This window comes from Rhodanobacteraceae bacterium (assembly GCA_024234055.1).
Taxonomy (GTDB): Bacteria; Pseudomonadota; Gammaproteobacteria; order Xanthomonadales; family SZUA-5; genus JADKFD01.
On record JACKOW010000001.1, the window covers coordinates 371793 to 394756 of the forward strand.

Annotated in this window: 14 protein-coding genes and 1 pseudogene; 4 read left to right on the top strand and 11 right to left on the bottom strand. The window is 65.5% G+C overall.

The annotated features are described in order from the left end of the window. Positions 1–267 precede the first annotated feature (267 nt). Positions 268–1347 carry a ribosome small subunit-dependent GTPase A gene (gene rsgA / locus H7A19_01575; protein MCP5473512.1) on the bottom strand — a complete coding sequence of 360 codons (1080 nt, stop codon included), beginning with the start codon at positions 1345–1347 and terminating at the stop codon, positions 268–270. A gap of 194 nt (positions 1348–1541) precedes the next feature. Between rsgA and H7A19_01580 the strand changes: the two genes are divergently transcribed. Both H7A19_01580 and H7A19_01585 read left to right on the top strand, forming a co-directional pair. Continuing rightward, positions 1542–2243, top strand: a complete 702-nt coding sequence (locus H7A19_01580; GenBank protein MCP5473513.1) for a DUF937 domain-containing protein — start codon at positions 1542–1544, stop codon at positions 2241–2243. A gap of 106 nt (positions 2244–2349) precedes the next feature. Beyond that, positions 2350–3066, top strand: coding sequence for a DUF481 domain-containing protein (locus tag H7A19_01585; protein MCP5473514.1), 717 nt, complete (start codon positions 2350–2352; stop codon positions 3064–3066). A gap of 606 nt (positions 3067–3672) precedes the next feature. On the opposite strand, the gene H7A19_01590 is transcribed toward H7A19_01585, so the two are convergent. The 7 genes and pseudogenes from H7A19_01590 to H7A19_01620 form a co-directional block, all read right to left on the bottom strand. Continuing rightward, positions 3673–4524 (bottom strand): ParB/RepB/Spo0J family partition protein, encoded by an 852-nt coding sequence (locus H7A19_01590; GenBank protein MCP5473515.1) that lies wholly within the window; start codon positions 4522–4524, stop codon positions 3673–3675. 9 nt (positions 4525–4533) lie between these two features. After that, a complete protein-coding gene (locus H7A19_01595; protein MCP5473516.1) occupies positions 4534–5328 on the bottom strand; it encodes a ParA family protein in 795 nt (264 codons plus the stop codon). Between the two features lie 613 nt (positions 5329–5941). Next, positions 5942–6142 (bottom strand): annotated as a pseudogene (locus H7A19_01600) (hypothetical protein). Next, positions 6139–8175 (bottom strand): M3 family metallopeptidase, encoded by a 2037-nt coding sequence (locus H7A19_01605; GenBank protein MCP5473517.1) that lies wholly within the window; start codon positions 8173–8175, stop codon positions 6139–6141. The pseudogene H7A19_01600 and the gene H7A19_01605 overlap by 4 nt, the downstream one beginning before the upstream one ends. A 227-nt stretch (positions 8176–8402) precedes the next feature. Further along, positions 8403–9347, bottom strand: coding sequence for a transglutaminase family protein (locus H7A19_01610; GenBank protein ID MCP5473518.1), 945 nt, complete (start codon positions 9345–9347; stop codon positions 8403–8405). 90 nt (positions 9348–9437) lie between these two features. Then, positions 9438–11831: a circularly permuted type 2 ATP-grasp protein gene (locus H7A19_01615; GenBank protein ID MCP5473519.1), complete on the bottom strand. Its 2394-nt coding sequence runs from the start codon at positions 11829–11831 to the stop codon at positions 9438–9440. A 125-nt stretch (positions 11832–11956) separates the two neighbouring features. Then, positions 11957–15304 (bottom strand): transglutaminase family protein, encoded by a 3348-nt coding sequence (locus tag H7A19_01620; GenBank protein ID MCP5473520.1) that lies wholly within the window; start codon positions 15302–15304, stop codon positions 11957–11959. Positions 15305–15457: 153 nt separating this feature from the next. Here H7A19_01620 and H7A19_01625 point away from each other — a divergent pair, with 153 nt between their 5' ends. Next, entirely contained in the window at positions 15458–17194 is a 1737-nt protein-coding gene (locus H7A19_01625; GenBank protein MCP5473521.1) for a patatin-like phospholipase family protein, read from the top strand. 816 nt (positions 17195–18010) lie between these two features. Further along, entirely contained in the window at positions 18011–20251 is a 2241-nt protein-coding gene (locus tag H7A19_01630) for an Ig-like domain-containing protein (protein MCP5473522.1), read from the top strand. Between the two features lie 166 nt (positions 20252–20417). Here H7A19_01630 and H7A19_01635 read toward each other — a convergent pair whose 3' ends face one another. From H7A19_01635 to rraA, 3 genes are all read right to left on the bottom strand, one after another. Then, complete coding sequence (locus H7A19_01635; protein MCP5473523.1) at positions 20418–20897, bottom strand: transposase; 480 nt, start codon at positions 20895–20897, stop codon at positions 20418–20420. Between the two features lie 321 nt (positions 20898–21218). Continuing rightward, the gene (locus H7A19_01640) at positions 21219–22214 is read right to left on the bottom strand and encodes an NADP-dependent oxidoreductase (GenBank protein ID MCP5473524.1); all 996 of its coding nucleotides are present in this window, start codon (positions 22212–22214) and stop codon (positions 21219–21221) included. A 167-nt stretch (positions 22215–22381) separates the two neighbouring features. After that, the gene (rraA, locus tag H7A19_01645) at positions 22382–22864 is read right to left on the bottom strand and encodes a ribonuclease E activity regulator RraA (GenBank protein MCP5473525.1); all 483 of its coding nucleotides are present in this window, start codon (positions 22862–22864) and stop codon (positions 22382–22384) included. Positions 22865–22964: the final 100 nt, after the last annotated feature.

Genomic DNA, 22964 nt, shown 5'->3' on the forward strand with positions numbered 1-22964 from the left:
GCTTCAGCCGCGATGGGCCTTCCGGATCGACTGATCGCGGACAGAGTCCGCTCCCACAGCGACGGCGGTGCGCGTTCCCTGTGGGAGCGGCTTCAGCCGCGATGGCCGTTCCGGATCAACGGATCGCGGACAGAGTCCGCTCCCACGGAAGCCTGGTTGATCCAGCCTTTCTCCGCGACCTCCGCGACCTCCGCGTCTCCGCGTGATCCAGCTCCCTCCGACAACCAGCAACCAGCAACCGACAACCGACAACCGACAAACCAGCCCTCAGCTGCGGCCCTTCTTCTTCAGCACATCGCGCAGCGCGCGGGCCATGGCGGCGTCGTGCTGTTTGCGTTCGCGGCGCGCGATCGGGCTCTCGCCGGCGCGGCTGATCTCGCCGCCGAGCTTGCTCCAGCTGCTCAGGCGGCCTGGGTCCAGTTCTCCAGCCTCGATGGCAGTGCGCACGGCGCAGCCGGGTTCCTTCTCGTGCTTGCAGTCGCGGAAACGGCAGGACGCTGCCAGCGCTTCGATGTCGTCGAAGCCGGCTTCGGCGAGGTCCTCGTCGCCGGTGAGCTTGATCTCGCGCAGGCCCGGCGTGTCGATCAGGCAGGCGCCGCCCGGCAGCGGCTTGAGCGCCCGCGACACCGTGGTGTGGCGGCCACGGCCATCGCGCTCGCGCGTGGTGCCGGTGGCTTGCAGTTCGGCCCCCAGCAGGGTGTTGGTCAGCGTGCTCTTGCCGGCACCCGAGGATCCGATCAGCACCGCCGTCTGGCCCGGCAACAGCTCTGCCGCCAGCGCTGCGCAACTCTCCGCCGATTTGGCATTGATGGCATGCACCGTCGTGCCCGGCGCAATAGTCTCGACGGCCACGCGCAGCTCATCGACCTCGCTGCTCTTGTCGGCCTTGGTCAGCGCCAGGATCGGGTGCGCGTCGGAACTGCTGACGAGGGTGAGATAGCGCTCGATGCGGCGCAGATTGAAGTCGCGATCCATGCCGGTGACGATCAGCACGTGGTCGATATTGGCGGCGATGGCCTGACGCGCCTGGGTCTCGCCAGCGGCGCCGCGCACCAGCGTGGAGAAGCGCGGCAACAGCTCTTCGATGATCCACTCACCGCCATGACGAACCGCCGCGATGCACCAGTCGCCCACGCAGGGCCGCTCGCTGGCCTGTTCCACGCGATGGCGCAGACGCGGCAGTGATTTGGCGACATGGGTGTCGCAACCGTCATGGATGATGTAGCCGGAGCGATGCTGCTCGACGATACGCGCCAGGATGCTGTCGTCGGGAATGACCAGATCCGGCCAGCGCCTGGCGCAAAAGCCGATCCGGGACAGCAATTCCAATTGCGCGGGTGTGTGCATGCGGGGCGGAGTCTAGCCTGCATTTCCTGCAGCTGCGCGGGCTACCAGGGCAATTCGCGATTCCGGCGTTGCTGGAGCGAACGGCTGCCACATGGTCGAGATGTCCTGTCGGGGGCACCAAAGTTGACGTGCGACCGAGCCCGCGATTTGGACATCGTGCGATGATCCGGATTCACTCACAGGAGATCATCCGCATGAGCGCACTAGACGCGATGCTGAGTCAGCTCAATCCGCAGACGATTCAACAGATGGCCGGGCAATTGGGTGCCAGTCCGGAACAGACGCAGAGCGCCATCCAGGCTGCCTTGCCCATGCTGATGGGCGCGATGCAGCGCAATGCCGCGAGTCCGGATGGTGCCCAGGCCCTGTTTGGCGCGGTCAAGCGCGACCACCAGGGCGTGGATCTGGGGGGGCTGTTGGGTGGATTGCTCGGTGGTGGCGGCGGTACCAACGCCGGTGGAGGAATGGGCGGCCTGCTGGGGGCTGTGATGGGCATGATGGGTGGCGGTCAGCAAGCGCAAGCGGCACCGCAACGCTCGCCGCTGGAAAATGGTGTCGCGATTCTGGGTCATGTCTTCGGTCAGCAGCAGCCACGCGCTGCAGCGGGCGTCGCCAAGGCATCAGGCCTGGACATGGGCTCCGCAGCGCAGTTGCTGGCGATGTTGGCTCCGATGTTGATGGGCGCGCTGGGGCAGCAGACCCAAGCCAAGGGACTGGATGCGGGTGGCCTGGCCGGCATGTTGGGCAACGACGTGGAGCGCGCCACGGGTGGCAACGCGGGAGGTTTGCAGTCGATGCTGGGCAGCATGCTGGATACCGATGGCGACGGCGATGTCGATGCAGCCGACCTGCTCAAACACGGCAGCGGATTGCTGAGTTCCTTCATGCGACGCTGAACGAAATCTCGGTGAGTGAGGCCTGATTGCGGTCCTGCTCACCGCGCATTCATCGCGTCGGCGCAAACATCCGCCCCCTTTCTTCCTACAAGACAAGGGGGCTGTGATGCGCAAGGTATTGTTTCTGGCGCTGTTGGGCGCAAGCACGGGTGCTCTGGCCGAGAACGGCTGGACCGGAGCCGGCGAGTTGGGTCTGGCGCTGTCGCGCGGCAACTCGGAAACCGAAAGCCTCAACGCCAAGCTCGGGCTGACCCTCGAAGACGAAAAGTGGAAGCACAATGTCGGCTTCGCCGCACTGCGGCAAAAGGGCCAGGTGGCCGAGACCGGCGATCTGGACCTGACTGCCAATCGCTACGAGTTGACCGGTTCCAGCGCCTATGACCTCAGCGAACGCAGCTATGCGATCGGCTCGCTGCGCTACGAGAATGACGACTTCGCGCCCTACGACTATCAGACCATCGTGTCGCTGGGCTATGGCTGGTATGCCATCAAGAACGACGTGACCGAGTGGTTGTTCGAAGGTGGTCCGGGCTATCGCCGCGTGAAGGATTCCGCCACCCAGCGTACCGAGGGCCAGACCGTGTTTCGCGGTCGCATGAACTTCAAGCATGCCTTCAACGACAGCACCTCATTCGAGAACTCGCTGCTCGTGGAAGCGGGTTCCGATAATACCTTCGCTCAGAACGACAGCGGTCTGGTGGTCAAGATGAACGCCTCGCTGGCACTCAAGGCCGGCCTGCAGTTTCGCCACAATACCGACGTGGCGCCGGGTCTGAAGAAGACCGATTCGCTGTTCACGACCAATCTCGTTTACAGCTTCTGAGCTGGATGAGGGCGCGCGGCGAATCGGCAACCGTAGGAGCGCCCTTGCGGCGCGACCGGTGAAGCGACAATCCGGCCCTGAGGAACATCATCGCCAGAAGCCGGACGCAGAGTACGCAAAGGAAAAGCAGAGAGAACGCGAAGAAGGGCGATCAGATGTCGGAGATGCTCTGACGAGTTTGGATGCAATAGTGCCGGCAATCGCCCACTTGGCGTAGCCCGAGGCGCGCGTAGCGCTCTGTGGGCATTGACGCGAAAAGCCCCGGTGAGCCGCTGCGCGGCACATCGGGCTACGCGCCTTCAGGCAATAACCTGAGCGCGATTCGTGCCGTTGCTGTGGAGGGCGCCGCGCCGCGGCGCCGCTTTGCCTGGGTCGGACATCAAGAGCGGCCGCGCAGGCGCGCGTCCCTCCTCACAGCCGCTCCGATCCAGCCTCGTCGTACACCCGACTGGCGTCATTGAGAGTGTAGCGAAGCAATCCAGATGCACGGCTGTGGAAGCACTGGATTGCTTCGCTGCGCTCGCAATGACGCTTCCGATGAGCAATCCTGATCGCGCCCTCGCGCCCTCGCGCCCTCGCGCCCTCGCGCCCTCGCGCCCTCGTGCCTCAGCGTATCTTCGCGAGGATCCCGTCCAGCTCATCCAGGCTGTTGTAGCTGATCACCAGCTTGCCGCGGCCCCGGGGGCCTTGCTGGATGGCTACGCGCGCGGCGAGGCGTTCGGACAGCTCGGTTTCCAGGCTCTGGACATTGGCGTCGCGGCGGGGCGCGGCCTTGGGTTTGGGCTGGGTCTGGGCCTTGCGGGCCTCGGCTTCCAGCTCGCGTACGCTCCAGCCCTGCTCGGCGGCTTGATGGGCGAGGCGCACCTGCAACAGCGTGGGCAGCGTCAGCAGCGCGCGGGCGTGGCCCATGTCGATGCGTTTGGCTTCGAGCAGCTTGCGCGCTTCTGGTGCCAGTTCCAGCAGGCGCAACAGATTGCTGACCGCGGCGCGCGAGCGGCCGACAGCGTCGGCGGCGTCCTGGTGAGTCAGATCGAATTCATCGATCAGCCGCTTCAGCGCCTGCGCTTCTTCCAGCGGGTTCAGATCCTCGCGCTGGATGTTCTCGATCAGCGCGATGGCAATCGCGGCTTGATCGGGAATATCGCGCAGCACCACCGGAATCTCGCTGAGTCCGGCTTGCTGCGCCGCGCGCCAGCGGCGCTCGCCGGCGATGATCTCGTAGCGATCGGCGCTGATGCGGCGCACCACCACCGGTTGCACCACGCCATGGGCGCGGATCGAAGCGGCCAGTTCGGCCAGGCGCTCCGGGTCCATGCCGGTACGCGGCTGGTATTTGCCGGGCTGCAGGCTCTCGATGGGCAGCGTGCTCAGCGATTCCGCTGGCGGTGTTTCCAGCTGCGCGGCGTCGCCGAGCAGGGCGTCCAGTCCGCGGCCGAGTCCGCGCTTCTTGGCTGACATGAGTACGACTTATCCTTGGGTTCCGGCGCGTTGCGCCGCCTGTTCGCGTTCGTGGCGCAGGATTTCTCCGGCCAGGCCGAGGTAGGCCACGGCGCCACGCGAATCGCGATCGTATTGGGTGATGGGTTGCCCATGACTCGGCGCTTCGGCCACGCGCACATTGCGCGGCACGATGGTGCGGAAGACCTTGTCGCCGAAATGCTTGAGCAGTTGCCCTGAGACTTCATTGCCGAGGTTGTTGCGCACGTCGAACATGGTGCGCAACAGGCCTTCGATCTGCAAGGCCGGATTGACGCTGGCCTTGACCGCCTTGATGGTGTCTAGCAGCGCGGTCAGACCATCAAGCGCATAAAACTCGCACTGGATCGGGATCAGTACGCTGTCGGCAGCGGTCAGCGCGTTCAGCGTCAGCACGCCGAGCGAGGGCGGGCAATCGATCAGCACATAGTGATACTTGCTGCGGATCGGAGCCAGCAATTGCTTCAGGCGCATCTCCCGACCGGGCGCCGGCATCAGCCGCACTTCGGCCGCGGTCAGGTCGCCGTTGCCAGGCAGCAGATCGTAGCCGGCCTCGACGCGGCGGATGGCCTGCTCGATCGGCACCTCGTGCAGCAACACCTCGCAACCGGAGGGCTTGGATTCCTTCTTGGGGATGCCCGAACCCATGGTGGCATGGCCCTGCGGGTCGAAATCGATCAGCAGCACGCGCCGCCGCGCCTCGGCCAGCGCCGCTGCGAGGTTGACACAGGTGGTGGTCTTGCCGACTCCGCCCTTCTGATTGGTGACTGCGATGATCTTGGCCATAGGGGCGCGATGCTACCCCAGCGCAGGCGAGCCCGGGCTCGGGGCTTTGAAGCGGTTGTCGGTTGTGGGTTGTCGGTTGTCAGAGAAAAGCAGGCGGGGCGCGGTACGAGCGACCTTGTGTCGCGATCTGCTGGTTGTGGGTTGTCGGTTGTTGGAGCAAGCCGCCACCGTGCGGTAGGAGCGACCTTGCGTCGCGACCGCCGTTCCGCCTGCCGCGGCGAAAACCGGGAACCGCGGCGGTTCGTGGTCAGAAGCAGGACGCAGGGAACGCGAAGGAAAAGCAGAGAGAACGCGGAGAAAGGCAGAATCAGCTTCTCTCCGCGTTCTTTGCGGATCTCGGCGTTCTCTGCGTTGGCGCTTTTGCTGGCGGCGGATGCCGAGCCGGCGGTCGCGACACAAGGTCGCTCCTACAGGGCGCCGCGCCACTCTTGACCAGCAACCGACAACCGCCAACCCGCAACCCGCTCTACCGGGGCGGGCCGCGCAACACCCGTGCCGGCAGCATCAGGATCGAATGCAGCAGCTCGAAGACGCTGCCGACAGCAATCCCGACCAGCCGGAAGGGCAGGCTCAGCAGCCAGACGAAGGGATAGAGCACCAGCGCCAGAAGCGCCAGCGGCCAGCACACGATCAACAGCAACAGCCAGAGCAGAAATCCAGTCATGACCAGATCATGGGGGCGTGAGGACCAGATCTCAATCAGGCTGGAAGTCACGTGGCCCGCTGCGCGGACAACGTGACCAGCAACCAGCAACCAGCAACCAGCAACCAGCAACCAGCAACCGACAACCAACAACCAGCCCGAAGGGCTCAAGCGGCCAGGCCGTAGCTCTGCAGCAGCGCATCGACCTCGGGTTCGCGGCCGCGGAAGGCGGTGAAGGAACTCAGGGCCGGGCGCGAGCCGCCGACGGCCAGCACCTCGCGGCGGAAGCGCAGCCCGGTGTCGGCATCGAGGATGCCAGCGGCCTCGAAGGCCGCGTAGGCATCGGCCGAGAGCACCTCGGCCCACAGATAGCTGTAGTAGCCGGCGGCATAGCCACCGGCGAAGACATGGCCGAAGCTCATCGGAAAGCGATGCCAGCTCGGCGGGCGCAGCACGGAGACTTCGGCACGGATCTGCTCCAGCAGCTCCAGCACCCGGGCGCCCTGACCGGGTTCGAATTCCAGATGCAGACGGAAATCGAAAAGTCCGAATTCCAGCTGGCGCACCAGGAACAGCCCGGCATGGAAGTGGCGCGTGGCCAGCAGGCGCTGGTACAGATCCTCAGGCATCTGCGCGCCGGTGTCGACATGGGCGGTGATGCGATCCAGGCCCACGCGAGTCCAGCAAAAGTTCTCCATGAACTGGCTGGGCAGTTCCACCGCATCCCATTCCACGCCACTGATGCCGGAGACGCCGCGGGCTTCGACTTCGGTGAGCATGTGGTGCAGGCCATGACCGAACTCGTGGAACAGGGTGGTGACATCGTCGTGGGTCAGCAGAGCAGGTTTGCCGCCGACCGGCGGCGCAAAATTGCAGGTGAGATAGGCCACTGGCCGCTCCAGACCTTCGCCGTGGCGGAAGCGGGTGCGGCAGACATCCATCCAGGCGCCGCCGCGCTTCTTGGCGCGGGCGTAGGCATCGAGATAGAAGGCTGCCACCACACGCTCGTCGGCATCGACCAGCTCGTAGTAGCGCACATCGCCGTGCCACACCGGCACGCCGGCGCGCTCACGCGCGCGCACGCCGAAAAGACTCTCGGTCAGTTCGAATAGACCGGCCAGCACCCGCGGCAGCGGGAAATAGGGTTTGAGTTCCTCATCCGAAAGCTGGTAGCGCGCCAGCCGCAGCTTCTCGGACAAAAAAGGCACATCCCAGGGCTGCAGCTCGGCTATACCGTGCTCGCGACCGAATTCGGCCAGATCGGCCAGCTCACGTTCGGCGCCGGGTCGCGCGCGGGCGACGATGTCACGCAGGAAGCCGAGCACGCGATCCGGCGTCGGCGCCATCTTGGTAGCCAGTGACAGCAGCGCCGGATTGTCATAACCCAGCAGCTGCGCGGCCTCGTGGCGCAGCGCCATGATCTGCTCGATGCGTGGGCCGTTGTCGAACTGACCTGCCTGCGGGCCCTGATCCGAAGCCCGCGTGCCGAAAGCCTGATAGGCCTCGAAGCGTAGATTGCGATCCTCGGCATAGGTGATGACGGCGTTGTAGACGGGAAACTGCAGCGTCAGCGCATGGCCGTCCAGATCATGGTCCTTGGCGGCCTGCGCCAGCAGCGCGCGTTCGGACTCTGGAATGCCGATCAGCTCCTCGGCCTTGAGCGGACGCACATAGGCATCGGTGGCATCCATCACGGCCTGCTCGAAGGCGGTTTCCAGTTGCGCCAGCTCCCGCGAGATTTCACGGAATCGGGTGCGCGCAGGCTCTTCCAGGGCCACGCCGGAGAGCTCGAAGTCGCGCAATTCGTGCTCGATGACCGCTTTCTGATCGGCGCGCAGCGATTCAAATTCAGCGGAATCGCGCAGGCGCTTGAGCGCTTCGAACAGGCCGCGGTGCTGTCCCAACTCACTGCTGAAATCGGTGATCCGGTCCAGCGCCTGCTGATAGACCTCGCGCAGGGGCTCGGAATCGGCGACCGAATGCAGATGGGTCACCGGACCCCAGGCCTGTTCCAATGCGGCTTCCTCGGCCTCCAGCGGCGCCATCAGCGTATCCCACGTGGGCGCGTCGGTGGCAGCAGCCACCAGCTCTTCCACCCGTGCGCGATAGCGCGACAGGCAGGCGTCGACCGCGGGCAGTACCTGCTCGGGCTGGATACGGTCAAAAGCGGGGAGGGCGAGGTTTTCGAGCAGCGGGTTGGTCATGGGCGGCGTCAGGTCAGAAGATCGATCGAGTCTATCTGAGGGCGGTTGCAGCGGAGGGCAAGGGGGCTTTGGGTTGCTGGTGGTCGGTGTTGGAAATGCCGGGGCACGGGGAGGCGGGGCACGGGTGAGCGGGGGCAAGAGACAGCGGGGCGGCATTGCTCTTGTGAGTCCAGACTGGTCTGGACGATTCATGGGTAGTGGCCCCGGGTGCGCTGCGCTTACCCGGGCTACGTGCTTTTCCCGTGCCCCGTGCCCCGTGCCCCTTGCCCCGTGGCGCCCCCTTCCTCGTGCCCCGGCTCCAACGGCCTCACCGTGACCCGCTGCTCGCTGTGCTGCTCGCCGGCGCTGCGCAGGGCGCCCTTGATCGGCGAGACGTCGCTGTAATCGCGGCCGCGGGCAATCACGACGTGGTCGACGTCAGCGTACATGGCGTTGGTAGGGTCGTATTCGATCCAGCCCATCTGCAGTCCACACCAGAACTGCACCCAGGCGTGCATGGCGTCGGCGCCTTCCAGCCGTGGTTTGCCCGGGGGCGGGTTGGTGCGCAGGAAGCCGCTGACGTAGCCTGCCGGTATGCCGATGCTGCGCAGGGCGCCGATCATGATGTGGGCGTAGTCCTGGCAGACGCCGTGGCGCTGGCTGAAAGCCTCCAGCGCCGGGGTGTCCACGGTGGTGGCCTCCGGGTCGAAACGCATGTCGCGATGCAGCGCCCTGCCGATGGCGATCGCGCCATCGAGCACACTGCGGTCCGGTGCGCTGTGAGCCTGAGCGTAGCGTTGAAACTGCGGATGCGGTGCCACCCGGGCAGAAGCACCCAGAAAGTGATGGGGCGCCTCGGCAGCCAGCGAATCCACGGCGCTGATCTGGGCGGGCAGATCGGACAGCGTCGGCGAGCTATCCGGCGGCACCGCAAGCCCGCGGCGTTCGACCTGCGCCTTCAAGTCCATTCTCACTTCGCTTTCGCTGCTGGCATAAGCGATTTCCAGCACCCGATTGCCGAAGAAGTCGACAAACTCGCGGCGCTCGGCAGGCACTGGGGTCACGGTCACGTCGGCGGCGCTGACCGTCTGCCGGGGATCGAGATCCCGCGGGCACAGGCGCAGCAGATAGCGCGCATGGTCGGCGCAATGCGGATAGCGGTTGCGGATGCTGAGTTCGATGTCATAGCGCATGGCTGGCCGATGGACTCCTGCAAATGACCTGAACAGATCGGGTGTTGCGATGTCGTTGCTCCCGCCGGGGTCTGTCGTGCCGATCGGGGCTCAGCGCAGATAGGCGCTGGTCAGCGCGCTCGAGACCTGGCTGAGTTCCAGCCAGATGCCGCGCAAGGCGCCCGCATCGAGGGTGTGAGCATGATGTGCCCGCAGGCTGCGCCTCAGGCCCTGGGTCAGTGTGCGCAGCGGCGCATGGGCGATGGCCGCGGCGGCCGGCAGCAACTGCACCTGCTCATGAATCTGATCCAGCTGGCTGCGCAGTGAGCGCGGATTGAGTTCGTCCAGCGCCAGCAGATCGATGACCGACTCGCGACTGATGGCCACCCCGTAGTGACGCCGGTGCACCATGATGCTGTCGGCCACCTCCAGTGCCAGATGCAAACCGCCATGGCGTGCATCGGGCTCGGCGAACTCGGCCAGCAGGTTGGCGGCTCCCAGCGCCCGCTCCAGCGCCCTGCCCAGGCTCAGAAAACGCCAGCCGGTATAGCGGTACATGTTTTCGTGGATCAGGCCGGAGAGTCCGGAGATCTTGCGCAGCAGCACACCCATGGCGCGGGCACCATCCTCGCCGGGCTGGGCGGCGGGGCGCAGCTGTGCCACGGTCTTGCCCAGGTCTTTCAATGCCAGCCAGGCGTCCACCGACAGCCGATCGCGCACCTGGCCGGCGCAGTGCCTGGCCGAGTTCAGCGCCTGGCCCATGGCGTCGGGCACGGTTTCCTCCATGCGCATGCCCAGGCGTTCAACGAAACCCTCCAGCTGCGGTAGCAGCGGATGCGGTTCGCGTCCCGACTCTGCCAGGCGCAAATGATAGGCGCGGGCCAGACGCGCCGATCCCTCGAAGCGCTCGATGTAGCGTCCCAGCCAGTACAGGTTGTCAGCGGCCCGCGTCGGCAGGGCAATGGACTGCAGCCCCTGCGTCACCTCGGCACCGCCGCGGCTGTCGTCGAATTCAGCCGGATCGCGGCTCACGATCCAGACATCGGCGGCCGAACCGCCGCGCTGCATGGCGATCGAGGTGGCATCGGGGGAGTGCGCGATCCGGGCAAAGCCACCCGGCATCACCGTCCAGCCCTGCGCCGTGCGCGCCAGGAATACGCGCAGACTCATCGGCCGCGGCACCAGACGACCGTCTTCGAAGGCCGGCGTCGTCGACAGCGTCAGCGCCTCCTGGCCGACCAGCTGGGCCCCGTTCTGGTCGATCCACCGCTGCAGATCTGCTTCATTCGGTTCCACCCAGCGACCACCGATGGCGGTCTGCGCATCGACCTCGAAAGGCAGTCGTGTGGACCAGGCCGAACCGATGATCATGCGCTCTGCCTGGCGCTTGACCAGCTCCCGCTCGGGCGCATGCCCGCACCACCAGGTGGCGATATTGGGCAGGGTCAGCGGCGTGCCGTTGAGCTGCTCGGCGATGCGCGGAATGAAGGCCAGCAAGGCCCGGGCTTCGAGCACGCCGCTGCCCAGGGCATTGAGCAGATCGACGCCGCCGGCGCGCAGCGCGCCCAGCAGGCCGGTGGTGCCCAGCCGCGATTGCTCCTTGAGTTCCAGCGGATCGGCCCAGGCCGCATCCAGACGCCGCCACAGCACCTCGATCGGCTGCAGGCCGGCCACTGTCCGCACCAGCAGTCGGCCGTCGCGCACGGCCAGATCTTCACCTTCGAGCAGCAGGATGCCGAGGTAACGGGCGATGTAGGCCTGTTCGAAATAGGTGTCGTTGAGCGGACCCGGCGTGAGCATGCCGATCAGGCTCTGTGGATCCTGCCTCAGCCCTTCCAGCGCCGCTCGGAAATCGCGGAAGAAGGCCGACAGATGGCGCACTCGGGATTGATCATAGATGTCGGCGTAGACGCGCTTGGTCGCGATCCGGTTTTCCAGCGCGAAGCCGGCGCCCGATGGCGCCTGGGTGCGGTCACCGAGCACCCACCAGCGTCCCCGCGGGCCGCGGCCGATGTCAAAGGCGATGAAGTGCAGATAGTGGCCCGAACGCGGCCTGACACCCACCAGTGGCCGCAACCATTCCGGGTTGCCAGCGATCAACTCGGCCGGCAGATGGCCACCGCGCACGAGTTGCTGGTCGCCGTAGAGATCGGCAGCAATGCGCTCCAGCACATCAGCTCTTTCGATCAGGCCGGCGCAGATGCCGGCCCACTCCTGACTGTCGATGACCACCGGCATATGACTGAGCGGCCAGTCGCGTTCGGCATTGACCTGCTGGTCATACTGGCGGAAGAACACGCCCGCGTCCTGCAGATAGCGGTCGCCGCGCAGCATGCGTTCCTGCAGTTGCCCGGGCGACAGTTGCACGATCTGCGTCAGCAAACGATCCCAGGCAGGACGCATCTGACCCTGGCCGTCCAGCAGTTCGTCGGATACCCCCGCCGGAGGGCGATAAGCGGCCAGTAGTCTGGCCAGATCACTGCCGACCGGGACCTCAACCGTCATCAGCCGCGCTCAACCAGATGGCGTGTCGAGGACAGCGCTGCAGGTACTCGCCATGGATTCGCCATTCCTCCTCCTCGCGCTTCGGTACCCCGACAGGCCGCCGCCATCGACCGATGTCAAGGTCCTCAGACGCCGGCCGGACGCCTCAGGTCCAGCGTCATCGGAAACTCCGGATGCGGCAATTCCGGTATGTCCGCATACCAGCCCGGGGTGTGCCCATTGGCCTCGAACCGGGCCAGCCGCCGCGCCTCGGCTTCGTTGCTGTTGACCGGGAAGGTCTCGTAGTTGCGCCCGCCCGGATGGGCCACATGATAGACGCAGCCACCGATGGCGCGACCGCTCCAGGTGTCAAAGATGTCCAAGGTCAGTGGCGCGTGCACCGGCACCACCGGATGCAGCGACATGGCCGGCTGCCAGGCCTTGTAGCGCACCGCGCCCACTGACACGCCGCCGGTGCGGGTGCGGTTCAGCGGCACCTGACGGCGGTTGCAGTAGACCCGGTAGCGTTCGCTGTCCGTGGTGGTGAGCTTGACCTGCAGGCGCTCGACCGAGGAATCGGTGTAGCGCACCGTGCCGCCGATGGCCCCGGTTTCGCCGAGCACATGCCAGGGTTCGAGGGCCTGACGCAGTTCCAGGTGCACGCCCTGATAGTCGACCGCGCCGCAGAAGGGGAAGCGGAATTCGGCCTGGGCTTCGAACCAGTCCGGCTGAAAGGGAAAGCCGTGTGCGCGAAGATCATCGAGCACGTCGAGGAAATCCTCCCAGACGAAGTGCGGCAGCATGAAGCGATCGTGCAGCACCGTGCCCCAACGGGTCAGCCGTCCACCGAGGGGCGATTGCCACATGCGGGCAATCAGCGCCCGGATCAGCAACTGCTGGGCCAGACTCATGCGCGGATTGGGTGGCATCTCGAAACCGCGGAACTCGACCAGGCCCAGGCGCCCGGTGGGACCATCGGGCGAATACAGCTTGTCGATGCAGATCTCGGAGCGATGGGTGTTGCCAGTGACATCGGTCAGCAGATTGCGCAGCAGGCGGTCGACCAGCCACGGTGCCGGCGGCAGGCCTTCGCCAGGACGTGGAATCTGCGCCAGCGCGATTTCCAGCTCGTACAGCGAGTCGTGTCTGGCCTCGTCGATGCGCGGCGCCTGGCTGGTCGGACCGATGAACAGGCCGGAGAACAGGTAGGACAGGCTGGGGTGGCGCTGCCAGTGCAGGATCAGGCTGCGCAGCAGATCCGGACGACGCAGGAAGGGACTGTCCAGCGGCGTGGCGCCACCGACCACGACATGATTGCCGCCGCCGGTGCCGGTGTGGCGGCCGTCGATCATGAACTTGTCGGCGCCCATTCGGATCTGCCGGGCTTCCTCGTAGACGGCCTCGGTGGTGGACACGCACTCTTCCCAACTGGCGGCCGGGTGGATGTTGACCTCGATGACGCCGGGGTCGGGCGCCACCCGGATCACGTTCAGGCGCGGATCCTGCGGCGGACCGTATCCCTCGATATGTACGGGCACCCCAAGGCGGGCCGCCGACAGTTCGGCCGCGGCGACCAGTTCCAGATAGTCCTCCAGACGCTCGACCGGCGGCATGAACACACACAGCCGACCATCCCGTGGTTCAACTGTGAGCGCGGTGCGCACGGCGCCGCCGATCTCGGTATTCAGTTCCTGCTCGTTGCGGGTCTGGGTGACTTCGGACTCGGTGAACTGGGCGCGTGCCTGCGCCGGCTGCCCGTGCTGCAGCGGCACGACGCCGGGGGCGTTGGCGTACTCCGGCAGTTCGCCGCGCGGTACCGCCGGATCCAGGGTTTCGATGTGCGGATACTTCGACGGCGGCACATAGGGCAGAGCACCCAGCGGCAGCCGGTAGCCGACCGGGCTGTCGCCCGGCGCCAGAAACAGGTGGCCACGGCGCAGCGTCCAGCGCTGTGAGCGCCAGCGTCGGCCCTGACTGCGCGACTGCCAGCGCTGCACCGGCAACACATACCCGGCAGGATCATTGAGGCCGCGCTCGAACACCCGAGCCATGCGCTTGCGTTCCTCCGGATCCTTGAGTCTGGAGTTCTGCGGATCGACGTTTTCCGGCAGCTTGGCCTCCTTGAGCAGCCATTCGGCCGGATCTTCAAAAGCCGGCACCACGTATTCCTGTTCCAGCCCCAACTCATCGGCGATGCCGGTCAGCAGCGCCTGTGCCTGCGGCAAGCTTGCCTTGTGATCCTGCGTTTCCTCAGCGATCAATTCCGGGCGATGCCAGATCGGCTTGCCGTCGACGCGCCAGTACAGCGAAAAGGTCCAGCGTGGCAGCGTTTCTCCGGGATACCACTTGCCCTGTCCATAGTGCAGAAAACCACCGGGCGCGAAGCGCTGGCGCAGGCGCCGGATCATGCGGTCGGCAAAGCCGCGCTTGGTGGGACCCACCGCATCGATGTTCCACTCCGGCGATTCGAAATCGTCGATGGACACGAAGGTCGGTTCGCCACCCATGGTCAGGCGCACATCGCCGGCCTGCAAGGACTGGTCTACCTGCCGACCGAGCGCGTTCAGCCGCTCCCAGGACTCGTCGGAAAAGGGCTTGCTGATGCGCGGATGTTCGGCCACCCGGCGCACCTCCATGGCGAAGTCGAACTGGGTCTCGGCGAAGGTCATCGTGCCCGAGATCGGCGCGGCGTTGCGATAGTGCGGCGTGGCCGCCAGCGGAATGTGGCTCTCGCCGGCGAGCAGCCCGGAGGTGGGATCGAGCCCGATCCAGCCGGCGCCGGGCAGATAGACCTCACACCAGGCATGCAGATCGGTAAAGTCATGGTCGGTACCGGCCGGCCCGTCCAGCGCCACCAGATCCGGTTTGAGCTGAATCAGATAGCCCGAGACAAAACGCGCGGCAAAGCCATAGTGACGCAGGGCCTGCACCAGCAACCAGCTGGAGTCGCGGCAGGAGCCCTTGCCGGCGGTGAAGCTTTCCTCGGGCGTCTGCACGCCCGGTTCCATGCGGATCACATATTCCAGCATCCGCGACAGCGCGGCGTTCAGTCCGACCACGAAATCGACGCTGCGGATCTTGTCCCTGGGACGTTGTGCCTGGAGGAAGGCCTGGAACTGCGGCCCGGCCGCTTCGGGAGTGCGGTAGATCGACAGATCCGGCGCCAGATCCGCGGCATAGTCGAAAGGCCAGAACTCCGCCGCTTCCTCGACGAAGAAGTCAAAGGGGTTGTAGACCGTCATGTCGGCCAGCAGATCGACCTCGATCTTGAGTTCGGTCACCGGCTTGGGAAAGACAAAGCGCGCCAACCAGTTGCCGTAGGGGTCTTGCTGGTAGTTGACGAAGTGCTCGGCCGGCGACACCTTCAGCGAATGCGAGATCACCCGGGTGCGACTGTGCGGTGCCGGGCGCAGGCGGATGATCTGCGGGCCCAGGCTGACCGGACGGTCGTAGCGGTAGTGCGTGAGATGGTGGATCGCGGCTTGGATCGACATGGGGGGCGGGCTTCCCGAGGCAGTGCCGCACTGCAATCGGCGGCTTGGGCCCTAGGGTAGCAGGCGGCCTGCCGAGTCGATGGTCGAAGCTCGCTTGGCAGTCGCCTGCCGAAGGTCCTTGCCGGCAACAGCGGCATTCACCACACTTCGAGCATGGAAAGCCCTTCACGCCGATCCGAATTGCTGGCCCGCGTGGCCCATCTGCCGCTGTTCGCGGGGCTGGATCGGCGCTCGCTGGTACGCGTGGCTGACGAACTGGAATGGATAGCGCTGCCCGGCGGCGCCGAGCTCTTCCGCGAAAGCGATCCGCCCGATGCCGTCTATGTGTTGATCGCCGGTTGCCTCGGTGCCTTCCGGGGACTCGACGCGCGTCTGCAACTGGTCGGTCGTATCCATCCCGGCGAGACCGTCGGCGAGATGGCCTTGCTGTCGGGGCATCCGCGCACGGCCACGGTGCGGGCGCTGCGCGATTCCGAGATCGTGCGCTTCAGTCTGCAGGCTTTCGAGCGGCTGGCCCGGGCGCAGCCCGAAGCCATGCTGGCGGTGGCCCGGATCGCGGTGGAGCGCCTGGAGCGCACGCTGCAGGGGGGCCGCCAGGAAGCGCCTCCGCGCACGCTGGCCTTGTTGCCGGCCCATGACGGTATTGATCTGGATGCCATGGTGGAGCGCCTGGGCACCGCTCTCGGGCGCTTTGGCGAGGCGGTGGTGGTCGACGCCGAGCATTTCCTGGAGGCATCGATAGGCGAACTGCATGCGCTGGAGGCGGAACACGCCTTCGTCCTTTACGTGGGCAGCTATGGCCAATCGGCCTGGAACGAGCGCTGCCGCCGGCAGGCCGATCAGCTCTTGCTCATCGCCAATGCCACCCGCGCGTCCAGCTCGCTGAGCATCGACGTGCCGCAATGCGAAGGTGCCCAGACCGTAGCCCTGGCCTTGCTGCAGCCCGGGAGGATCATTCCTGGGGCGGCGCGCGCCTGGCGGCAGCGTCTGCAGGTGGAGCAGCATTTTCATCTGCGCGATCTCGCCGACATCGATCGCCTGGCACGGCAACTGGCGCGACGCTCGGTGGGCGTGGTGTTTTCCGGCGGCGGCGCCCGCGGATTCGCCCATATCGGCGTGATCCGCGCGCTGCGCGAGGCTGGCCTGAGCATCGATGCCGTCGGCGGCACCTCGATCGGCGCGCTGATGGCGGCCGCGGTGGCTCTGGAATGGGAAGACGAAACCCTGTACCAGACCTTCCACCGATCCTTCGTCAGCAGCAATCCGCTCAGCGACTACACCCTGCCACTGGTCGCGCTGGTGGCCGGACGCAAGGCCTCGCGCCTGCTGCGGCGTGAATTCGGCGAGGGCGATATCGAGGATCTGCCGCTCCCCTTCTATTGCGTTTCCGCTGATCTGGCCCGGGGCGGCGCGGTGATTCACGAGCAGGGTTCACTCTGGCATGCCCTGCGTGCGTCCATTGCCATTCCCGGTGTGCTGCCGCCGGTCAGCAGCGCCGGAAGGGTGCTGGTCGACGGCGGCGTCATCGACAATCTGCCGGTGGAAACCATGCGCAAGCGCAATGCCGGGCCGATCATCGGCATCGACATCGCCGGTGAGCACGCCCTGGTGTCCGAACTCGATGAGACCGATCTGCCGCCGCTGTGGCAGATGCTCACCCGGCGCTGGCGCGGCGGCCCCAGGCGCCCCGGCATCCTGCGCATTCTGCTGCGCGCCGGCATGGTCAACTCCGCCGGCGCCGCCGCCCAGAACGCCGCCATATCCGATTTGATGCTGAAGCCCCCGGTCGACAGCATCGATCTGCTGGCCTGGGACCGTTTCGCCGACGCCATCGAGTCCGGATACGCCTACACCCGCGATCGGCTGGCGCTCGGTTTGCCGTTTGGGTGAGAGGGGCGCGGGGCACGGGACACGGGGCACGGGACACGGGACTCGGGACTCGGGACTCGGGACTCGGGACTCGGGACTCGGGACTCGGGACTCGGGACTCGGGACTCGGGACTCGGGACTCGGGACTCGGGACTCGGGACTCGGGACTCGGGACTCGGGAAGGCCCGGCCGGGCGCGCCTGGATAGGTGCGGACGACCACCAAGCAAGCGTCATTGCGAGGAGCGCAGCGACGAAGCAATCCAGGGCAGCGACCGCCAAACAGCCCCGCTGAGCCGCTGCGCGGCACAACGGGCTACGCGCACCAGGCGGGTTCATGGCCAGCGTGCAGTGTCGGGCCGACACAAATGGCTCTCCATGAACCGCATTCCGGCGCATGCCTCCGGGGTTTCGGGTTGCTGTTGTGGAGGGCGCCGCGCTGCGGCGCCGCTTTGCGCTGAGCGGAGATCAAGAGCGGCCACGCAGGCGCGCGGCCCTCCTCAAAGCCGCTCCGTGCCTGCCAGGGTTCATGGCTCGTGGGCAGTGTCGGGCCGACACAGATGGCTCGCAATGACGCCAACTCAGGCCCATGCTGATCCCGTGCCCTCGTGCCCTCGTGCCCTCGTGCCCTCGTGCCCCGTGCCCTCGTGCCCTCGTGCCCTCGTGCCCTCGTGCCGTGTCAAATCCCTGCAACAAATCCAACATTGACATAGCCTGAACAAGTGCTCAGAGTTCGCGCACTTGGGGAACGGCTGGGGAGCTTGTTCATGATGGGTCTTCGTGCTTTGGCGCGATGCGTCTTGCTGTGCGCGTCTGCGGGAATGTGGAGTTCGGCTGCCGTGGCCGATGTCTTCATCAATGAGCTGCACTACGACAACAGCGGCACCGACGTGAACGAGCGGGTCGAGATTGCGGGAGTGGCGGGTACCAGTCTGGCCGGCTGGAGCATCGTGCTCTACAACGGCGGCAATGGCGCTGTCTACAGCACCATCAACCTCTCCGGCACTCTGGCCAGTCAGTGTGGCGGACATGGAACCAAGTATTTTGCGGTCGCCGGAATTCAGAACGGCGCTCCGGATGGTCTGGCATTGGTCAACGCCTCGGGGACGGTGGTCCAGTTCCTCAGCTACGAGGGCAGCTTTACCGCCACCAATGGCCCGGCATCCGGGCAGACCAGCAGCAATATCGGTGTCAGCGAGACGACATCCACCGCGTCCACGCATTCGTTGCAACTGCACGGCACCGGTACGAGCTATGCCGATTTCACCTGGGCATCGCCATCGACCTCGTCGTGGGGCGCCTGCAATAGCGGACAGACCTTCAGTGGCGGCACACCCGATGCTGCGCCCACTGTCAGCAGCACCTCGCCAGCGGCCAATGCCACCGGCGTGGCCGTGAGCAGCAACATCAGCATCAACTTCAGCGAAGCCGTGAGTCTTGCCAGCGGTTGGTATTCGATCAGCTGTCCCAGTGGCGCGCGCACGGCAGTACAGTCAGGCAGTGGCAGCAGCTACACGCTGAACCCCGGCACCGATTTCGCGGCCGGTGAGACCTGCAGTGTCAGCATCGTGGCGGCGAAGGTCACCGACATCGACGGCACGCCGACACCGATGGCCGCCAACTACAACTTCAGCTTCACCACGGCCGGTAGTTCCAGCACCGTGCTGCAGAACGGCGTGGCCGTGACCGGCATCGGTGGCGCTGCCAATGTCGAAAAGCGCTACACCATGAACGTGCCCAGCGGGGCCAGCAATCTGTTGTTCCAGACTGCCGGCGGCAGCGGCGATGCGGATCTGTATGTGCGTTTCGGTTCGGCGCCGACGACCACGGCCTACGATTGCCGGCCGTACACCGGAACCAGCAACGAGAGCTGCAGCTTTGCCGCGCCCAGTGCCGGCACCTGGCATGTGATGGTGCGCATGTACAACACGGTGTCGGGCGTGAGCCTGACCGGCAGCTACAGCAGCGGCACGCCGGATGCGGCGCCCACCGTGAGCTCGACGAGTCCGACGGCAGGCACCAGCAATCACCCGACCAATGGCAACGTCGGCGTCACCTTCAGTGAGGCGGTGACCCTGGCCTCGGGCTGGTACACGCTGGTGTGCACGGCCAGCGGCAGCAAGGCGGCGGCGGTCAGTGGCAGCGGCGCCAGCTACATCATCGACCCGAGCGTGGACTTCACCGCCAACGAAAGCTGCACGCTGACCATCCTCGCCAGCAAGGTCACCGACATCGACGGCACGCCGACGCCGATGGCGAGCAACTACACACTGAACTTCGGCGTCGCCGGGGTCGGCAGCGGTTATTACGCCAGCGTCAATGCCAGCACCAGCAGCACCCTGCGCGCCACCTTGCACCCGGTCATCGACGACCACACCAAGCTGCCGTATTCGGCCAGCGGCAGCATCGATACTTGGTATGTGCTCGACCGCGCCGATCAGGACCCGCTCAACACCAGCAATGTGCTCGACATCTACAAGAACGCCACCTATCCCAAGGCCGGCGCCGGCAACAACAACTACAACCGCGAGCACACCTGGCCGAAATCGCTGGGCTTCCCGAATGATGGCGCCACCAACTATCCGTACACCGATCTGCACATGCTGATGGTCTCGGACATCAGCCACAACTCGGCCCGCGGCAATCTGCCCTTCAGCAACTGCCCGGCCGGATCGGAGGCCTTCGCCACCATCGCCTATTACGGCCAGGGCGGCAGCGGGCAGAACAACTATCGTTGCGGCAACTACTGGCAAGTCTGGGACAAGCTCAAGGGTAATGTCGCCCGCGCCCTGTTCTACATGGACATCCGCTACGAGGGCGGCACCCACAGCATTACCGGCGCCGCCGAACCGAACCTGATCCTGACCGACAATGCCAGCCTGATCACCGCCAGCAACGGCAATGCCTCGGTGGCCTACATGGGTTTGCTGTCGGTGCTGCTGCAATGGCATGCAGCGGATCCTGTCGACGACCGCGAGCGTTTGCGCAACGAGGTGGTCTACACCTATCAGGGCAACCGCAATCCCTTCGTCGATCACCCCGAATGGGTGGCGTGTCTGTTCCAGAACGTCTGTCAGTAGGTCAGGGCAATCGCGGATGAATGCGCTCCCACAGGTATAGCGCTCTACTGTGGGAGCGGGCTCTGCCCGCGACAGTTCTTGATCCTGAAGCTGGTTGTCGCGGATGAATCCGCTCCCACAGGTGCAATGCTTCACTGTGGGAGCGTGCTCTGCCCGCGAAAGATTTTCACTTCGACCACTCCATGCCCACGGCATCCACCAAGGAGCCGCCACGCCAGCGCCAATCCGCCGCCCTGCTGACCAGTCCTGCCCGAACCGGGTTGTCCAGCAAATAGCGTCCGATTGTCAAAAAGTTCTCTTTGCGCCGCAGGGCATGGTCGTGGAAGGATGCTTGCCACAGGCCACCTGTCGGAATCGCTTTCAGACGACGACTGATCAAAGCCTTGACGCGGCCCACAGCAATCGACAGCGATTCGGTTTGCAGTTCCAGCAGCAGGTGCAGGTGATCGGGCATCAATACCCACAGCAGCGGATGGGATTTGGGCCAAGTCTGGGAGTCTTCCAGGACCGACTTCGCCAGATCGGCGCGGTTGCTGTCTGCAAAGTAGCGCTGGCGATGGTTGACGGCGGTCGTGATCGAATAGATCTGACCTGGAATTGACCGCCGTCCTTCCCTCAGAGACCTGCTGTTTGCTGTGTCGTCCATGACCGCCAGCTTGCCTGGCCAGATCGATGGCTGATGCCGCAAAGTTCCGATTTCGCTGTCGGAGATTTCCTACAAGCGATCGCGGATGAATCCGCTCCCACAGGTGCAGCGCCCTGCTGTGGGAGCGGGCTCTGCCCGCGACAGTGCTTGATCCTGAAGCCGGTTGTCGCGGATGAATCCGCTCCCACAGGTGCAATGCTCTGACTGTGGGAGCGGGCTCTGCCCGCGAAAGCTGTTGCTCCTGAAGCTTGTTGTCGCGGATGAATCCGCTCCCACAGGTGCAGCGCCTTACTGTGGGAGCGGGCTCTGCCCGCGAAAGCGTCAGAGCTTCAGCACCTGCTTGCCGAAATTCTTGCCGGCCAGCAAATGGCGCAGGGTGGCCGGAAAATTGGCGATGCCTTCCATGACGTCGACCTTGCCCTTGAGCTGGCCGGCGGCGACCAGTGGGGCCATCGCGGCGATCGCTTCATCGCCCCGGTGCAGATAGTCGATGACCACGAAGCCCTCCATGCGCGCCCGCGCCGAGATCAGCGACAGGTAGTTGGCCGGGCCGCGCACCTCGCCGGTGGCGTTGTACTGGGAAATACCGCCGCAGACGACGATGCGGGCGCGCAGCTTAAGGCGCTTCAGCACTGAGTCCAGGATCTCGCCGCCGACATTGTCGAAATAGACGTCGATGCCATCGGGGCAGGTCTCGAACAGGCGCTTGCCGACCTTCTCATTCTTGTAGTCGATGACTTCGTCGGCGCCGAGTTCGTCCTTCACATAGGCGCACTTGTCGGCGCCACCGGCAATGCCAATGACGCGACAGCCCCAGGCCTTGGCCAGCTGCACCACGGTCGAACCGACGGCGCCGGCAGCGGCGGACACCACCACGGTTTCGCCGGCCTTGGGCTCACCGATTTCCTTGAGACCGAAATAGGCGGTGAAACCGGTGGCGCCGAACACGTGCAGCGCCCAGGTGGGATCAGGCAGGGCGCGGGCATCGAATACGCGATAGCCCTTGCCGTTGGTGATGAACTCCTCGGTGATGCCGGTCATGCCGCCGACCCAGGCGCCGACCGGCAGCTTGGGATTCTTCGACTCGACCACTTCACCGATGCCGCCGGCGCGCATGACTTCGCCCAGACCGATCGGCGGCCAGTAGGACTTCTGCTCGGTCATCCAGATGCGCATGGCCGGATCCACCGAGGCGTAGCGCACTGCCACCCGCGCCTCCCCGTCGACCAGTTCGCGGCGCTCGACCGGGCGCAGTTCAAAATCCGAATCCTTGGGTTCGCCTTCCGGGCGGGCAACGAGGTGCAGGGCTTGGGGCATGGGGTAGGGCTCCAGTGGGTTTGGGACTAGGCGGTGTCAGCGTTACGGTTTGTCGCCGAGCGTAATGGGCGTGGTATCGGTAAAACGTCAAACGTAAAACGTCAATTGGAAACACGAGCCTGCAATTCGCTGATTGACGTTTTACGTTTCACGTTTTACCGCTTCACTCAGGGGTGCAATCGCTTCGCCGACACCAGCATCCCGTCGGCATCGGCATAGAGCCAGTCGCCGGGGGCGATCTGCACATCGGCGAATTGAAGCACACGGCCAGCATGGCCGGTGTGCAGTCCTTTCTCGCTCTTGCGGGGATGCGGGGCCAAGGCCTTGATGCCGATGGCCTGGGCCCGGAGTTCGGCAACATCGCGGACGCAACCGTAAACCACGATGCCGGCCCAGTGGTTGCGGCGTCCGAGTTCGGCGAGCAGTCCGCCGACCAGGGCGCAGCGCAGCGAGCCACCGCCATCCACGACCAGCACACGCCCCTCGCCCGGCGTTTCCAGGGTGGCGCGCACCAGAGCGTTGTCCTCGAACACCTTGAGCGTGACCACCTGACCGTGGAAGCCGGTCACGCCGCCGAAGTCGCGGAAGATCGGCGCCAGCGCGGCGGCTTCGGGGTGGGCATCGGACAGATCGGTGGTGGCCAGGGACATGGGCGGGGCTCCGTAGCGTGAGGCTTCTATTGTGGCATGCAGGCCTTCGCACCTGTGGGAGCGGACTCTGTCCGCGATCACCGTTTCCAGGATCAACAGC

Coding starts and splice junctions, on each gene's coding strand:
- rsgA (MCP5473512.1), bottom strand. CDS start 1,347: ATGCACACACCCGCGCAATTGGAATTGCTGTCCCGGATCGGCTTTTGC.
- H7A19_01580 (MCP5473513.1), top strand. CDS start 1,542: ATGAGCGCACTAGACGCGATGCTGAGTCAGCTCAATCCGCAGACGATT.
- H7A19_01585 (MCP5473514.1), top strand. CDS start 2,350: ATGCGCAAGGTATTGTTTCTGGCGCTGTTGGGCGCAAGCACGGGTGCT.
- H7A19_01590 (MCP5473515.1), bottom strand. CDS start 4,524: ATGTCAGCCAAGAAGCGCGGACTCGGCCGCGGACTGGACGCCCTGCTC.
- H7A19_01595 (MCP5473516.1), bottom strand. CDS start 5,328: ATGGCCAAGATCATCGCAGTCACCAATCAGAAGGGCGGAGTCGGCAAG.
- H7A19_01605 (MCP5473517.1), bottom strand. CDS start 8,175: ATGACCAACCCGCTGCTCGAAAACCTCGCCCTCCCCGCTTTTGACCGT.
- H7A19_01610 (MCP5473518.1), bottom strand. CDS start 9,347: ATGCGCTATGACATCGAACTCAGCATCCGCAACCGCTATCCGCATTGC.
- H7A19_01615 (MCP5473519.1), bottom strand. CDS start 11,831: ATGACGGTTGAGGTCCCGGTCGGCAGTGATCTGGCCAGACTACTGGCC.
- H7A19_01620 (MCP5473520.1), bottom strand. CDS start 15,304: ATGTCGATCCAAGCCGCGATCCACCATCTCACGCACTACCGCTACGAC.
- H7A19_01625 (MCP5473521.1), top strand. CDS start 15,458: ATGGAAAGCCCTTCACGCCGATCCGAATTGCTGGCCCGCGTGGCCCAT.
- H7A19_01635 (MCP5473523.1), bottom strand. CDS start 20,897: ATGGACGACACAGCAAACAGCAGGTCTCTGAGGGAAGGACGGCGGTCA.
- H7A19_01640 (MCP5473524.1), bottom strand. CDS start 22,214: ATGCCCCAAGCCCTGCACCTCGTTGCCCGCCCGGAAGGCGAACCCAAG.
- rraA (MCP5473525.1), bottom strand. CDS start 22,864: ATGTCCCTGGCCACCACCGATCTGTCCGATGCCCACCCCGAAGCCGCC.